At 38.6% G+C, this 15227-nt stretch carries 11 protein-coding genes; 4 read left to right on the top strand and 7 right to left on the bottom strand.

The genetic code is table 11. The annotated features are described in order from the left end of the window. Positions 1 to 46 precede the first annotated feature (46 nt). Entirely contained in the window at positions 47 to 628 is a 582-nt protein-coding gene (locus BC008_RS37405) for a DUF3318 domain-containing protein (protein WP_027841571.1), read from the top strand. A gap of 138 nt (positions 629 to 766) precedes the next feature. Here BC008_RS37405 and BC008_RS37400 read toward each other — a convergent pair whose 3' ends face one another. Next, entirely contained in the window at positions 767 to 2707 is a 1941-nt protein-coding gene (locus BC008_RS37400) for a glycosyltransferase family 39 protein (protein WP_027841570.1), read from the bottom strand. Positions 2708 to 2985: 278 nt separating this feature from the next. Continuing rightward, a complete protein-coding gene (locus BC008_RS37395) occupies positions 2986 to 4332 on the bottom strand; it encodes a glycosyltransferase (protein WP_027841569.1) in 1347 nt (448 codons plus the stop codon). Between the two features lie 262 nt (positions 4333 to 4594). Here BC008_RS37395 and cofH point away from each other — a divergent pair, with 262 nt between their 5' ends. The 3 genes from cofH (at position 4595) to BC008_RS37380 (ending at position 8442) form a co-directional block, all read left to right on the top strand. After that, on the top strand, positions 4595 to 5788 hold the full coding sequence (gene cofH / locus BC008_RS37390; RefSeq protein ID WP_058184469.1) for a 7,8-didemethyl-8-hydroxy-5-deazariboflavin synthase subunit CofH: 1194 nt from the start codon (positions 4595 to 4597) through the stop codon (positions 5786 to 5788). A 102-nt stretch (positions 5789 to 5890) separates the two neighbouring features. After that, complete coding sequence (psb27, locus tag BC008_RS37385) at positions 5891 to 6295, top strand: photosystem II protein Psb27 (protein WP_058184467.1); 405 nt, start codon at positions 5891 to 5893, stop codon at positions 6293 to 6295. Between the two features lie 650 nt (positions 6296 to 6945). Beyond that, positions 6946 to 8442, top strand: coding sequence for a family 10 glycosylhydrolase (locus BC008_RS37380; protein ID WP_027841568.1), 1497 nt, complete (start codon positions 6946 to 6948; stop codon positions 8440 to 8442). Positions 8443 to 8539: 97 nt separating this feature from the next. Here the strand turns inward: BC008_RS37380 and BC008_RS37375 are convergent, their stop codons facing one another. The 5 genes from BC008_RS37375 to BC008_RS37355 form a co-directional block, all read right to left on the bottom strand. Beyond that, on the bottom strand, positions 8540 to 9004 hold the full coding sequence (locus tag BC008_RS37375) for a DUF2141 domain-containing protein (RefSeq protein ID WP_036264809.1): 465 nt from the start codon (positions 9002 to 9004) through the stop codon (positions 8540 to 8542). A gap of 315 nt (positions 9005 to 9319) precedes the next feature. Further along, positions 9320 to 10063, bottom strand: a complete 744-nt coding sequence (locus tag BC008_RS37370) for a hypothetical protein (RefSeq protein WP_027841566.1) — start codon at positions 10061 to 10063, stop codon at positions 9320 to 9322. Positions 10064 to 10348: 285 nt separating this feature from the next. Then, a complete protein-coding gene (locus BC008_RS37365) occupies positions 10349 to 11920 on the bottom strand; it encodes an NAD(P)H-quinone oxidoreductase subunit 4 (RefSeq protein ID WP_027841565.1) in 1572 nt (523 codons plus the stop codon). A gap of 313 nt (positions 11921 to 12233) precedes the next feature. Beyond that, positions 12234 to 14315 carry an NAD(P)H-quinone oxidoreductase subunit 5 gene (locus tag BC008_RS37360; RefSeq protein WP_027841564.1) on the bottom strand — a complete coding sequence of 694 codons (2082 nt, stop codon included), beginning with the start codon at positions 14313 to 14315 and terminating at the stop codon, positions 12234 to 12236. Positions 14316 to 14629: 314 nt separating this feature from the next. Further along, positions 14630 to 15016 carry a thioredoxin family protein gene (locus tag BC008_RS37355; RefSeq protein ID WP_027841563.1) on the bottom strand — a complete coding sequence of 129 codons (387 nt, stop codon included), beginning with the start codon at positions 15014 to 15016 and terminating at the stop codon, positions 14630 to 14632. Positions 15017 to 15227 lie beyond the last annotated feature (211 nt).

Genomic DNA, 15227 nt, shown 5'->3' with positions numbered 1-15227 from the left:
GCGAAAAACCTAGTTTTGATGCTTATTATGGCTGATAATTAATATTATGGAGCCAAAGCTAGAAATTCGCCGTTTGTCATCATTGATGCCTGCTTCTGGTAGGATGAATACTAAAATTATCACCAAGCCAGAACAAGCAAAAGTCATTGATGTATCCTTTCCTCCACCTTGGAGGGGAGAGCGACCGATATACATTAACTTTGATTTGTGGAGTCGTTTAACGAAACCACAACGGGATATGTTACTTCTGCAAACTGTTTGTTGGTTGACCGGAGTTAGGTGGTTTAAACCCGATCTGTACCAAGGTTTGGTAGTTGCAGGGTTGATAGGCGGACTGTTTGAATCTAGCCAACAAGATGCTGTAGGTGTGATTGCGGCTTGTGGTGTATCAACACTTGCATTGCTGCGCATCTGGCGCGTTAATAATTCTCAAGAATCACAAGTAAATGCTGATACTGCAGCGATTCGTATTGCACAACGTCGGGGATATTCCGAGGTCGAAGCAGCAGAATATTTATTAGGGGCAATTGAAGCTGTTGCAAAAATTGAAGGGCGTTCTACCTTGAACTTTATTGAATTGATTCGCTGTCAAAATTTACGTTCGATTGCTGGTTTACAAGTTTTTTAAAGCAGGGAACAGGGAACAGGGAACAGAGAAAATTTTTACAGAGCAGGAAATTTATAAAGTTGTGACGATAACTTATACGATCGCAATTCCCGATCCCTAATCCCTAATCCCTAGTCCCTAGTCGCCAGTCCCCAATCCCTATTCGCATCGATACAATTCGTAGTTATAACCATTAATCTGGGGTAAACGTCTCTCAACTCGAACGCAATTATCAACTTGTGTTGGTGCATAAAAGTTTACTAACCATAAATCAAAAGGTCTAGGTAGATGTTTTAGGGTATTTTCCAAAACAATACTAGAAGTATTAGGATCTTCATCCTGGTGTGCTAGCAAAAACAATGGAGACGGGGGAGCAGATGGTCGGGGAGAAGCAAAAAACTGAAAATCTTTGAGTTTATCTGTTGTATTTTGAATTTTGAATTCTCTGGCTACCCCAATCATTTCGCCAATTTGGACGTGGGTTTTTTGGGTAGTGGCAATTAATACTGGTAATTTTGAAGTGTTTTGAATTAATTCGACAAATAAATCTGGACGGTAATATTTTTGATAACCTAAATTATAAATAACAGTAATACTACTAATTAGGCTTACTAACCAAATTATGCTTACAGCTTGTTTACCAGTAATTCTCCACTGCCAAAACTTAACTATTGGAGTGCGCCAACAAACGGCTAATATACTTCCTAATAATATGACAACAGCTGGAAAGTAAACAAAGTTGTAACGAGCACCCCTTGTTAAATCAATTCCTAAAAAGTAAGTAAAAATAAAGAATAAACCAACTGCTCCGAAAATTATCGCCACAAAGACTTTGGACATTAACTCAGTTTGCGGTTGTTCTAAATTAACTTTTAGACTTCTAAATAAAGTTGGTATTGTCCAAATCAAAAAAAATAACATTACAAATCCAGAAGCAATCACCAAGCTTAATTGCGGCGCTTCAACTGGTAGTAAAACAATCATCGTAATCCAAGCAGCTAAAGCTTGAAATATTGGGCTAATCCAAGCTAGTCCGCTTCTTTCTCCTTGGATCCAGTCTGTTAATTTATTACCGTAACTATTTTGAAGAAATACTGGTAACCAAACTAAAGCAGAAATTGCAGTACCCATGGCTACCAAATAAATCCGTCTCCAAGGAGGATGGAGTAAAAATCCAAATCTAAAAGTTTTACTAAAGTCTTCCTCAGAATTTTCACTTAGATTTTTTCCAGAATTATCAATGTTAGATTTATTTTCCCTAGGTTTTTTTATCTCAGAATTTTTTATCTCAGAATTTTGTACCACAAATTTTTTGGTAGCAAGGTTTTGAGTCTCATAATTTTGAGTCTCATAATTTTGAATCTCATATTTAGAACTACCTTGCTTTTTCCCATTTCTTATAGCCAAAAAAATTAAAGCAATCCCTTCAGCAATTAAAGTTAAAACAAAAAAATAATGAGTAGCAATACCCAAAGCATTGATTGCAACCCATAACAACACCACTTGTATTGGTAATTGAGTATGTTCATTAATGTGACGTGCAGCAACCACTAAACAAGCAAATGTAGCAATGACCCATAAAATTGCTAATGTGTAATGACGTGCTTCTTGAGCAAGAAAGACACCGTAAGGAGAAACAGCCATAAATGCTGCAGTGATATGACTTATTGCGCGATCGCGAAATACTATCCAACTTAAACCGTAAATTGCACCTACAGATATAGCGCCAAAAATTGCAGATAAAGAACGGGCTCCCCAAACAGAAACTAGACCACCTGGCGTCGGAAAAAATCCCAACCACCAATGGGTAAGGAGAAAATAAATAGGTGGATGATTACTTTCTGTAAACAAATTTATCCAGACATCTTTAAAACCAGCAGCAGCTTGTGGTTGTAGTGGTTTCAACAAAATATCCGCAGAAATTGCTTGGTCTAAAGGTACTGGTAAAAAACTATTTCCCAGACTGAATACCAAGGTAGAAAATTCATCCGTCCAAGGAGGCTTAGCCGTCAAATTAATTAAACGCAAACTAATGCCGATGACTAGCCAAATCAACAGTAGTGAAATATGGAACCAACGAGAATTTAGTTTAGCTGTCATTACTGTGTCACAAAAAAGAAACACGGACTGGACTACTTATCACGCGATCGCAAAGATTTTAATTATGGTGAGGTCTTTAAATATTGTCTTTAAATATTAATTAACCCCTAATAACTCTTAATAGGAAATTTTCTATAACTCAAATTATCGAGGTTATTCTTAAGAAAATCGAGAATTTTAGGAAAAAACAAAAGCAAAAAAACAATTTGTTTTTGTTTCTCGTTTTACTTTAACCAAGATATATATTTTTCATACTTAGCGATCTAAAGTGAAATGATTTATTTCACATCTGTTACCCGCCAACTTAACTTGAGATTTACCCAAAAGTTCCAGATAGTTGTTACTGCGATTGCAATAAAGTTAGCTATATATAAGACTCGAATTTGAATTGTAAAAATATGCTGGAACTCAAACACAGATTTTACAAAATTTACCGGTAAAAATATTTTCAATAACCAAACATGATTCCTATATTGATAGGGGATAACAAAATTCAACAGCAGACTTAGTATTAAAACATTCAACACTAATCCGGCAAGGCAAATCGTGTTAAATTTAAGAAAACGCTTGAGACGTTGTCGCCACTCCTGCTGTTTATAAGTAACATCAGCAAAAGTCCAGGCATCATTCCATAAGAAATTATTGATAATTGCAATTTCTGCAGCAAATATTTTACTGGACGTCACAGGTAAACCTAGAGTACTTGGGTCACTGAGTAAGTAAAGCAATACCATATCAACAAATACTCCACTCAAACCAACCAAGCCAAATCGAATAAATCGATTAAAAGGAAAATCAATTCTTTGATGAAAAATTTTCATCTGTTTTGTTGATAAGCGTAACCTCACTAAATGATGAATATACTCTACATACTGTTTCCAGGTAACCTTACTTTCTCCCTGCTCCCGTTCGCAAAAAACGTAGCCAGCTTCAGCAATACAATCGATATTTCCCCTTGCAAGCACTTCTAGTAAAATCTTATATCCAACTGGATTGAGGTTTTGTTCGGCGATACTACTTCGTTTAACTAAAAAATAACCACTCATTGGATCTGAAACCCGACCTAAAACATGGGGTAGTAAAATCAACCCTATAACCTGGGCTCCACGTGATAAAAATCGCCTGATAAAACTCCAACTGCTAACCCCTCCCCCTTCAACATGACGACTAGCAACAGCTAAATCAGCCCCTTGTTTAATCAAACCCAAGAGTTCGATTAAAACCTCTGGTGGGTGCTGTAAGTCACCATCTATGACACCTAAAATTCTACCCCTGGCTATTTGCCAACCACGAATGACAGCCGATGAAAGTCCTCGTTCTTTTTCGCGACGCATTACCCGCAATTGCGGATATCGCTTAGTCAAATTCTCTGCGACCTTCCATGTTCGATCTGGACTATCGTCATCGACCACAATTATTTCGTAATTCCCAGCTAAACACTCATCGAGTAAACTACTTAACATTTCAATTGCTAAAGCAATATTTTCACGTTCCTGGTAAGTTGGGATGACTAGGGAAAAGTAAATATTGCTATTTGCAGCATTCATCAAAGCCGGAGGTGATTTCGGTATTCTTAAACTTTTCTCAAACACCGGAGAAACAGACTCAGAAGAGATGAAATTCATAAATGATTTTGAATTTTGGGTCACATCACTCGTGTGTGCGGAGCTAGAACCTTAATAGTTAGGAATTACACCTTATTGGATAGATTACTAAATTAAGAATTTGGAGATTGTGTTTCTCTCACACCTTAAAACGTACCTTTGACGAACAAGGTTTATTAGAGAGCTTGGGTGAATCTTGTTGATTAAAAAATGTAAGTAACTCTCAAGAAAGTTTATTTTTTGCGAAAATTTAGTTAGATGATGAGCCCATCCCGAATTTCTAGTGAGTAATAAAATTGTTGATCGCATTCTCGATTGTGTTTATAAAGGCAATGACCTGTCTGTGGAGCAAGGGACTACATTACTGGAGCAGACAGAACCAAAAGTCATTCAAGCAATACGGGAAGCAGCAGATAAACTTCGCCAACAACATGTAGGTGAAACAGTCACCTATGTTATCAACCGTAATATCAACTTTACAAATATCTGCGAACAGCACTGTAGTTTTTGTGCTTTTCGCCGAGACGAGGGTAAAGAAGGCGCTTATTGGTTAGATGAAGCCCAAATTTTAACAAAAGTCCAAGCAGCACTAAGAAAAAATGCCACAGAAATTTGTATTCAAGGAGGTTTAAATCCCCAAGCCAAGCTCCAAGGAAAAACTTTACCTTATTATCTGCACCTAGTAGCAATTATCAAGCAAGAATTTCCACAACTTCACCTTCATGCTTTTTCCCCCCAAGAAGTACAATTTATCGCCAGAAGTGACAATTTATCCTACGCCGAAGTGATAGCTGCTTTGCACGAAGCAGGTGTGGATTCGATGCCTGGAACAGCTGCAGAAGTATTAGATGATAATATCCGCAATATCATATGTCCAGAAAAAATTAATACTGATACTTGGTTAGAAATTATTAGTACTGCCCATAAGCTAGGTTTAAATACAACTAGCACTATGCTTTGTGGACATATTGAGACACCAAAACAGCAGGTGATGCATATGGAAAAATTGCGATCGCTGCAAAAAACTTCTCTCGAACGTAATTATCCCGGAAAAATCACAGAGTTTATTTTATTACCATTTGTTGGGCAGGAAGCACCCAGAGCCTTACGTAACCGTGTGGGAAGAGACCAACCAGTATTAACAGACACATTACTATTAACTGCTGTATCTAGAATTTTCTTAGGGAACTGGATTATTAACCATCAACCCAGTTGGGTCAAACTTGGTTTAGAAGGAGCAAAAGAAGCCTTAACTTGGGGTTGCAATGACATTGGTGGAACTCTCATGGAAGAACATATCACCACAATGGCAGGAGCAACAGGGGGTACCTGCATGGAGATAGAAACTTTACAAACTGCAATTACTTCCCTAGGAAGACCTTATCAACAAAGGGATACCTTGTATGGGAGAATTCAGGACACACCAAAGGTTACAGAGAATAAAGATAGACAAGAAACATTAATAACCAATTATTAATTCTCCAATCCCCAATCCCCAATCCGTAGTCGCCAATCCCCATAAGACACAAATACAGGATAGGATGGACGATAATTAGGTATTTACTCACTAAAGATGTTTATGAAGCGCTATTTGTCACGTCTGCTTGCTTTAGTATTAGTTGTATGTATTGGCTTAACAGGGTGCTCCGCCAATGATGCTCCTGGCGCTTTAACAGGAGATTATCGCCAAGATACTCTGGCTATAGTCAGCACTTTGAGAGATGCCATCAATGTTTCAAATGATGCAGCAAATAAGGCTGAAATTCAGGCAGAAGCGCGGAAAAAGATTAATGATTTTGCCGCTCGCTATCAAAGAGATAACTCAGTATCTTCTCTGAGTTCTTTTACTACTATGCGAACTGCTCTTAACTCTCTTGCTGGACATTATAGTTCTTATCCCAATCGTCCTGTCCCAGAAAAATTAAAAACTCGCCTTGAACAAGAGTTTAAGCGGGTAGAGTCAGCACTAAGACGCGGTAACTAAGTAAATTGAAAATGTAACTCATTAGCCTAAACCTAAAATCTGCAAATTTAATCTTGTTCGGATAAGACAAAAACTGAAATTAAGACTTTTCAAAAAAATACATCTGTATCTGTACAAAATCATTTTTTGTACAGATTTCTGTTTTTTCAGGTGAAGTTATTTTCGTGGGTTTATGGCAGATGTAGAGAACTTAAAATCATCTTTAATAAAGATATTACTGCTCCAGAGCCGATACTAAAACACTAACAAACGCTTACATTATGCTCTCTGCTAGCAAAGCGGCGCATTACTGCACATAATTTTGCTTTACTAATCCACTCAGCAACTTTTTAAAGCTAAGAAATTTCCAGAAAAAATACATAACGCATCAAATCGAACTAGATATACTCAATTAATTGAATATTAAAATAACGTTTATTATCTTATCAGTAATATTACTCATCAGAAAAAACACAAAAAATAACTGGAAAATTACATAAAAATTTGTTGTAATTGGACTTTATGTGGGAAATACGGCAACAGAAGTAAGATTTTAGGAGTCACTAAAATTTAGGCTTGTCCATCCATATTCCAAAAATTTCTTTTATCCCATATCATCTGAAGTCATTAACTTCTGCTGATGGTTGTTGTTCAATTGCGGAAAAGTAGGTATGTCCAATTTTTCTTTGAATCGTGTCAACTCAATGTTATTTCGGCGACGCTTGTATGTAGTATTTTTTACTACTGCTCTGCTCTTTTCCCAGTTGGAGAACAAACCAGTCCAAGCACAATTATCACAATTTTGTCAGCTTCCTAATTTTGCACTCAAACAAAAAGAAAACCTCCTAGCGTCAACATTAAAAGGTAATAAAGGAGCGAAACAGCGCTATCAACAATTACTCCAACAACACGCACGACAACTACAAGAATGTCGTCGCCGTAATTGGCCGCAAATTCAAGCTATTTGGCTGCGCTTATATCCCTGTGATGCTAGACCAGGTGCAATCGAGCAGATAATGGATCGCATCGTTAGCAAGGGCTATAACAAAGTTTATCTAGAAACTTTTTATGATGGGCGGGTACTGTTACCCTCTTCTAATAATCCTACTGTTTGGCCTTCCGTTGTACGGAACAAAGGTAAGGAAAAAGTTGATTTACTCGCACAAGCGATTGAAAAAGGACAACAGCGTGGTTTAAAAGTCTACGCATGGATGTTCACAACCAATTTTGGTTATACCTATAGTCAGCTTCAAAATCGACAAAAGGCGATCGCTCGTAACGGTAAAAGTCAAACTAGCTTAGATGTAGTTAGTGACGGTTCGCAGTTATTTATCGATCCTTATAATTTAGACGCCAAGCGTGACTACTATCGCATGGTTTTAGAAGTTATGCGCCGACGTCCAGATGGAATATTATTTGACTACATTCGCTATCCTCGGCAAACAGGAGCTAATTCCATTGCAACCAAAGTACAAGATTTATGGTTGTACAGTGAAGCAGCACAAAAAGCTTTATTTGGTAGAGCTGAAAATGCCAAGGGACTAGAATTAATTCGCCGTTTTTTGAGTAAAGGTTATATTAGTGCAGCTGATATAGAACAAGTAGATCGAACTCATCCTCAAGAAGGGGAACCGATGTGGCAAGGTCGTATACTTTCAGGAGAAAAGTCATTACTCAGCGCTTCTGAACGACAACCGCTACTGCAATGGGAACTGTGGCAGTTATCAGTTGCCCACGCAATGCAAGGCATCATTGATTTTGCTACTCTGGCTTCCTATCCAGCCAAACAACAGGGAATACCTGCAGGAGTCGTATTTTTCCCGGGTGGTAATGCAAGGCTTGGTAGAGGTTACGACTCGCGCTTGCAACCTTGGGATAGATTTCCTAGCTCATTGGAATGGCACCCAATGTTATACGCTAATTGCGGCACCACTAACTGTATAGTCAAGCAAGCACAACGAATTTTAAACACCGCCAAAGCTGGAACTAAAGTAATTCCAGCTTTAGCAGGTGATTGGGGTAAACGGATTAGAAACCGACCTTCTTTAGAATCGCAAATGCAAGCTTTACGTCCATTCGCCTTTAAGGTTAAGGGTGTAAGTCATTTTGCTTATTCTTGGCAACATCCAGAACATGACCGCCAACGTAAAAGTTGTCCCATACGCTAATTGGTAATGGCTAATTGGTAATGGTTAATTGGTAATGATTAATTGGTAATTCATCTCCCAATCACCAATTACCAGTCGCCAATACCCAATCCCTTTCCTAATGACCTAAAAAATATTGAAATTGAATATCTATATTAGTATTTCTACCCGCAACTATAACTGCTGATTCGTTAAACTTGGGCGGACCTGTAATCACTCGTGGGTTACCCGAAAATCCAAAACCTTCTGTGGGAATACCAAGGACATTACGATTCAGAGTTCCATCATCATTAACATCGTGAAACATAGCAACAGCATAACTTCCTGCTTTCACCGAACCAAGGCTAAATGGAACTGAAGCATCTTTGATTTTCACGCACTTTGCTTCTAAAGCTTTTTTCTTGTCGCCAGGAAAACCTTTATTACTGTCAAATAAACTAAAACAGATCTTTCCCTTATGGCTTTTTAAACCCGCGATACTAACAGTTAGATTACTACTACTATCAATACCTTTGGCACTTTGCAAACAAAGTAAATTGGTCAAAAAAATTAGAGCTAAAACACTTAGCGGAAATTTTTTCATTTTTAAATTCATATAGCAGATAACAATAAAGTTTTTTTGGTGGAAATAAATAAACTAACTTCTACAGTAAGTAGTACAGATTGATACTCAAAAATCAGCAAAAAAACTGAATTATTTTTTTGTTAATCTTACTTGTTATCCGGTCTTTGATTGGCTTATGCAACTTTTATCAAGCAAATTAATTAGTTGGTTTGCCAAAATTTTGATACTAGTAAACTAATAATAACAAAACCTCCTTTTGTCTCTTGCTAGCAAAGGAGGTTAATTTACAAGGTGATATTTTACGATTGACTCACAACATAGTCAATAACTAAATTAGCATTTGAGATGGTTTGGGTGCAGTTTAAGATAATCGATAAAATCAAGTAATTCTTCATCAGTAAGTTGTTGACGCGATCGCTTCCTATATTTTTGCTGTAAAAAATCTTGTCCTTGCTGTGAAGTCCAATGGATTTGAGCGAGGTAAATATCGGTTTGCGCTATCAGTTCGTTTCTAAGTTCGGTGGTTAACTTTTGCGCTGAGGAAATTGAAGTAACCGATATTTGCTTTTGATGTTCATTTTTTACGGACTGTGCTTGTTTATTGTAGACGTAATCAATTTTTGTACTTACTTTTTGACCCAATGCTTCCCAGTTAATATCCTTATGTTCTTCCCAACTAATTTCAAACGCTCTATATATTAATGGGTCATAAATCCGACAAAAAACAACTTTTTTATCCCCTGGATTAACCGTAATAGTCACTGGTCTTTGTAATTCCTCTACATTGAGTGCATTCAAAGATAGCAACAAACTTTTAGAAAAATATGAATCACTTCCCGAGCGCACAATATAAGGTTTATCAGCCAAAACATGTAAATCGGTTTTTTCTGACTCCCCAAATGAGGTTTCTATTTTTTTACCGACTTCTATTTTAGTTACAATCCCAGTTAAAGCCTTGTCATAAATCGGCAAATGCTTTTCTTCCTCTCCAAGTTTGTACCAACAGTAATCATTTTCTCTACTAACAAAGATGTACTGTGGCTTTGGTATTTCCCCAAATCCTAATTTTATATCCATGATTTTTATCTACCCGATTACCTGACGATAATTGTTTGCAACAAATTACTAAATGATTTTGCAAAAATATTATTTGCTATGTGGATATAATTCCCCAATTATCTTATGTGCTATATGCTGATGACATGCGCGAAGCGAACGCCTAATAGTAAATATGTTCTTTAATTTATTACTATTTCTAAAAGTAAAATAGCAATCGGAATAAATTGTCCACGGGACAAATAGATATAAAAAAAAGCGGGTATAAAACCCACCCTTAAATCGAACTAAAAATAATTTCGCGTTCTAATTCCCAATCTCCGGTGCTGCAATGGAAACAGCAGGTACCTTATCTTGTGCTAAAGTCGGTACAGAATCCCGCAAACGTGCTGTTAATTGCACAGTTGTCGAATCATAAATTTGAGTCAAAATTTTGGGATATAAACCAATACCAATAATCGGTACTAGCAAGCAAGCGATGATAAATATTTCCCGAGGTTCGGCATCAATTAATTTTTGTTGGGAAATTAACTCTTCGTTTTCCTTACCGTAGAAAATTTCTCGCAGCATTGATAACAAATAAATCGGAGTTAAGATTACCCCAACTGCCATCAAGATAATTACAATCAATTTGAAAGTTGGATTATAAGCATCGCTAGTGGCAAAACCAACAAATACCATTAACTCTGCAACAAAACCACTCATTCCAGGTAATGCCAAAGATGCCATCGAGCAAGTGGTAAACATCGCGAATATTTTACCCATTTTCTTACCGACACCACCCATTTCATCCAACATGAGGGTATGTGTTCGGTCGTAAGTCGCACCGACTAGGAAGAATAAACTAGCTCCAATTAATCCATGGGAAACCATTTGTAGAATTGCCCCATTTAATCCCAAGTCGGTAAAAGAAGCAATACCAATGGTAACAAAACCCATATGGGAAATTGAAGAATAAGCAATTTTCCGCTTCAAGTTACGCTGGGCAAAAGACGTGAGGGCAGCGTAGATAATATTAACAACCCCCAATATCACTAGAACCGGCGCAAAAAAAGCATGGGCGTCAGGTAACATCTGGGCATTCATGCGTACCAAAGCATAACCACCCATTTTCAACAAAATACCAGCCAGTAACATGTGTACTGGGGCTGTAGCTTCACCGTGTGCATCCGGAAGCCAAGTATGTAGAGGAATGATGGGTAATTTGACGGCGTAAGCAATCAGAAGCGCAGCGTAGAGAAATAATTGGAAGTTCAGCGCTAAGTTTTTGGCAGCCAGCGATTGTAAATCGAAGGTGACGGTATCACCATAAAATGCCATCGTCAAGGCTGCAACCAAAATAAACAGCGAACCACCAGCAGTGTACAAAATAAATTTAGTCGCTGCATATTGCCGCTTTTTACCACCCCAGATTGCTAGCAGCAAGTAAACCGGAATTAATTCTAATTCCCAGACCAGGAAAAACAACAGCATATCCTGGACCGCAAATACGGCAATTTGTCCGCCGTACATCGCCAAAAGCAAAAAGTAAAATAGCCTTGGCTTCAAGGTTACAGGCCAAGCAGCCAAAGTTGCAAGGGTAGTAATAAACCCAGTCAAAATGATTAGAGGCATGGATAAGCCATCTGCCCCTACTGACCAGTTCAAGTCTAATTGCGGCACCCAAGGATAACTTTCTACCAACTGTAAATTGGGGTTGGAAAAGTCATATCCGAAATAAAAGGCAGCAACAATTAGGGCAAAATCTACTAGCCCGACAATCAAAGAATACCAGCGCACCACTTTACCGTCTTTATCAGGCAAGATGGGAATCAGTAGTGAGGCTGCTATTGGCAACAAAATAATTGTCGTCAGCCAGGGGAAGTTAGCTGTATTCATCGAAAATTTAGCTATTAATTAGTGTTCGGCTATTAGCTACTAGCTACTTACTAGCAGTTTTTTGGTGATTTGGTCTCTATTCTCAGCTTGATTTAACAAAAGATAAAGAAGGATGAAGACTGGTAAATAAAATCTCCCTGTCTTCATCCATACACCAAATAATTTTGAGTTTAGCGATAGGTGATAGGTGATAGGCGATAGGCGATAGGCAATTAGGGATTAGGGATTAGGAATTAGGGATTAGGAATTTTCCCAGTCGCTAATCGCTAGTCGCTAGTCCCCAGTCGCTAGTCCCCAGTCGCCAGTACCCAACCTAAGTTACACCAAAGAAAATCACTAAGCCTAAAACAGCTCCAAACACAACTAAGGCGTAAAATTGAGCCCGACCATTTTCAAAGTACTTAAGACCTTCGCCACTTACTAAAGTGAAAAAGCCCGTTAAATTCACAGCGCCATCAACAACGCGGAAATCAACTTCCATAACTTGTCTTGCTAAGCGACGCAAACCAAGTACAAATACCTGATGGTAAATATCGTCAAAGTACCACTTGTTGAGGGAAAAATTATAAAGTGGCTTGATTTTAGCAGCAATACCTGCTGGGTCAATCTTTTTACCCAAGTACATTAAAGCTGCAAGGGTAATACCGACGATTGAAATTGCTACAGAAGCACCTGCCATGACATAAAACTCATGGGGGTCAAACTCCGCAGCTTTTTCCATGACTTCAACCACAGTTTCATTCGGGGAGAAAATAAACTCCTCAAAATAATTAGCAAATGGGGTACCAAGTAAACCAATAGAGATTGAGGGAACCGCCAAAATTGCCAACGGCAAAGTCATTGTCCACGGCGACTCATGGGGTTCGTCATTATGACTTTGGACATCATGAGTACTCGTAGCTTCAAGCTCTCCTTGTTTCATTGCTCCAGGACCAAATAATGGCGCGGTCTCTGATTCAACAAGGAGAACATTATCAGCGGCTTTTTTGAGTTGTTGGCGGATGCCGTTATCATTACCGCGGAAACTACCTTCAAATGTCATAAAGTACATTCTGAACATATAGAAAGCAGTAATTCCAGCAGTTAACCAACCAATCAACCAAAGTACCGGATTAGCTTGAAATGCTGCCCCGAGGATTTCGTCCTTAGACCAAAATCCTGCGAAGGGGGGAATACCAGAAATTGCTAAACAACCGATCAAAAAAGTAATTGCTGTTACAGGCATATATTTGCGCAGTTTGCCCATTAATCGCATATCCTGCGCTAAAACTGGGTCGTGACCGACAACCCCTTCCATGCCATGAATCACCGAACCAGAACCCAAGAACAGCATCGCCTTGAAGTAGGCGTGGGTCATCAAATGAAATAATCCTGCGCTGTAGGCACCTACTCCCATTGCCATTACCATATAACCAAGCTGGGAAATGGTGGAGTAGGCCAAGCCTTTCTTAATATCATTTTGGGTAATTGCAATTGTAGCGCCCATAAACGCAGTGAACGCTCCCACAAAGGCAATTACGCTCATTGCTGCAGGAACGTTTTCAAACATTGGGTACATTCGGGCTACCAAGAAAACCCCTGCAGCCACCATCGTTGCAGCATGAATCAATGCTGAAATGGGTGTAGGACCTTCCATAGCGTCCGGTAGCCACACATGTAGGGGAAATTGAGCTGACTTGGCTACGGGACCCAAGAAAACTAAAATCGCCAGTAATACAGCAAGGAAATTACTAATACTTCCTGTTTGTAGTAATTCCGCCAAGCGATCGCCAATTACATCAAACTCGAAACTTCCTGTTGCCCAAAAAAGTCCCAACATTCCCAACAACAGACCGAAGTCACCAACACGGTTAGTGACAAATGCTTTTTGGCAAGCGTCTGCTGCTGCTTTGCGGTCATACCAAAAACCGACCAGCAAATAAGAACACATCCCCACCAATTCCCAGAAAATATAAATCTGGACGAGGTTAGGGCTAACTACTAGACCCAACATTGAGGAGCCAAACAAGCTCAGATAAGCATAAAACCGGACATAGCCAGGATCGTGGGCCATGTAGCCATCAGTGTAAAGCATCACCAAGAAAGCTACTGTGGTCACGATCGCCAACATCAGGGCGCTTAAATGGTCAATAGTGAACCCCATGCTCAGGCGAAAATTACCTGCTGCAGCCCATTCTAGACTGTACATGTAAGGTTCATGTCCTTGGATTTGACTCCACAACAAGCTCAACGACAACACCATCGCCGCTCCCATGAGGGAAATAATAAATGCGGCGTTTAGCTGCCGTAGGCGGTTTGTAGCATGATTGAACGAGATTAATCCTAGACCGACCAGCATTGCTCCTAGTAATGGCAATACTGGAATCAGCCAGGCATACTGATAGATTACTTCCATCACTAACGCCTACTTTGAGAACTGCTAACTAAATTGTTGGATCTGTCTGTCATTGTGACATACACTTTTTAGGATAAAGTACCCCACCCAATTGAGATTAGGTGGGGCAATTAAATTTGGTCTTAAATTTTATGCCAATAGTTAGGAGCTAACAATTTAAATCTTGCCTTAATTTTTGGCTTATTTCTTGGCTTAAATCCTGGTGTTGCATGCTTTAAATTTTCTGTTTACTTAACTTTTCTCTTCGTGAAAAATAATTTTCTTAGTGTTCGCCAAAGCTGCGAAAGATAATTTTGTACCTTCAAGGATCAATTTCAAGCAGAACGATATTCTAAATCTGGCATTTTATTACCAACGTAAGCTTGAGATTTATGGGCACAGCTATCTTTTATCACCTCTAAAGCTAGAAGTAAATCTTCTCTAGCACGAAAACTTTCTAAACGGTATCTAACGATGCCATTTTCAATTAGCAATAAAGTGGGCAATGATTTGAGTTTATAAGCATTAGACAACTTAAAATTCTCATCAGCATTCACCCGAACCAATTTGATTTGACCATTGTACTGAGTTCTAAATTGTAATAGTAAAGGTTGAATAATCCGACATAAGCCACACCAAGGCGCTTCAAAATTAACTAGAACTGGAATCGCAGATTCTAAAACTTCTTGGGTAAATGTTTGCTCGCTAACCGACAACACCATGATGCCTCTGAAAATATAGGTTTTTTATATCAAATCGCTATCAGCAGAAGAAAGTTTCCCCGTTCGCTAGCTTGTAGATGCAATGTTTGATTATGGATAGACTCGCTCCCAACTTTCCTTGAAAATTCATCACCTTGCAAATTCATCACCTTGCAAATCTAGTGCTTTCAAGATTCCCATAATAATTTTCGTTGTGGCTTGGGAAATGGTT

The organism is Mastigocoleus testarum BC008, assembly GCF_001456025.1.
In the GTDB taxonomy this organism is placed as follows: Bacteria; Cyanobacteriota; Cyanobacteriia; order Cyanobacteriales; family Nostocaceae; genus Mastigocoleus; species Mastigocoleus testarum.
This window is presented reverse-complemented; position numbering and strand designations above follow the sequence as displayed.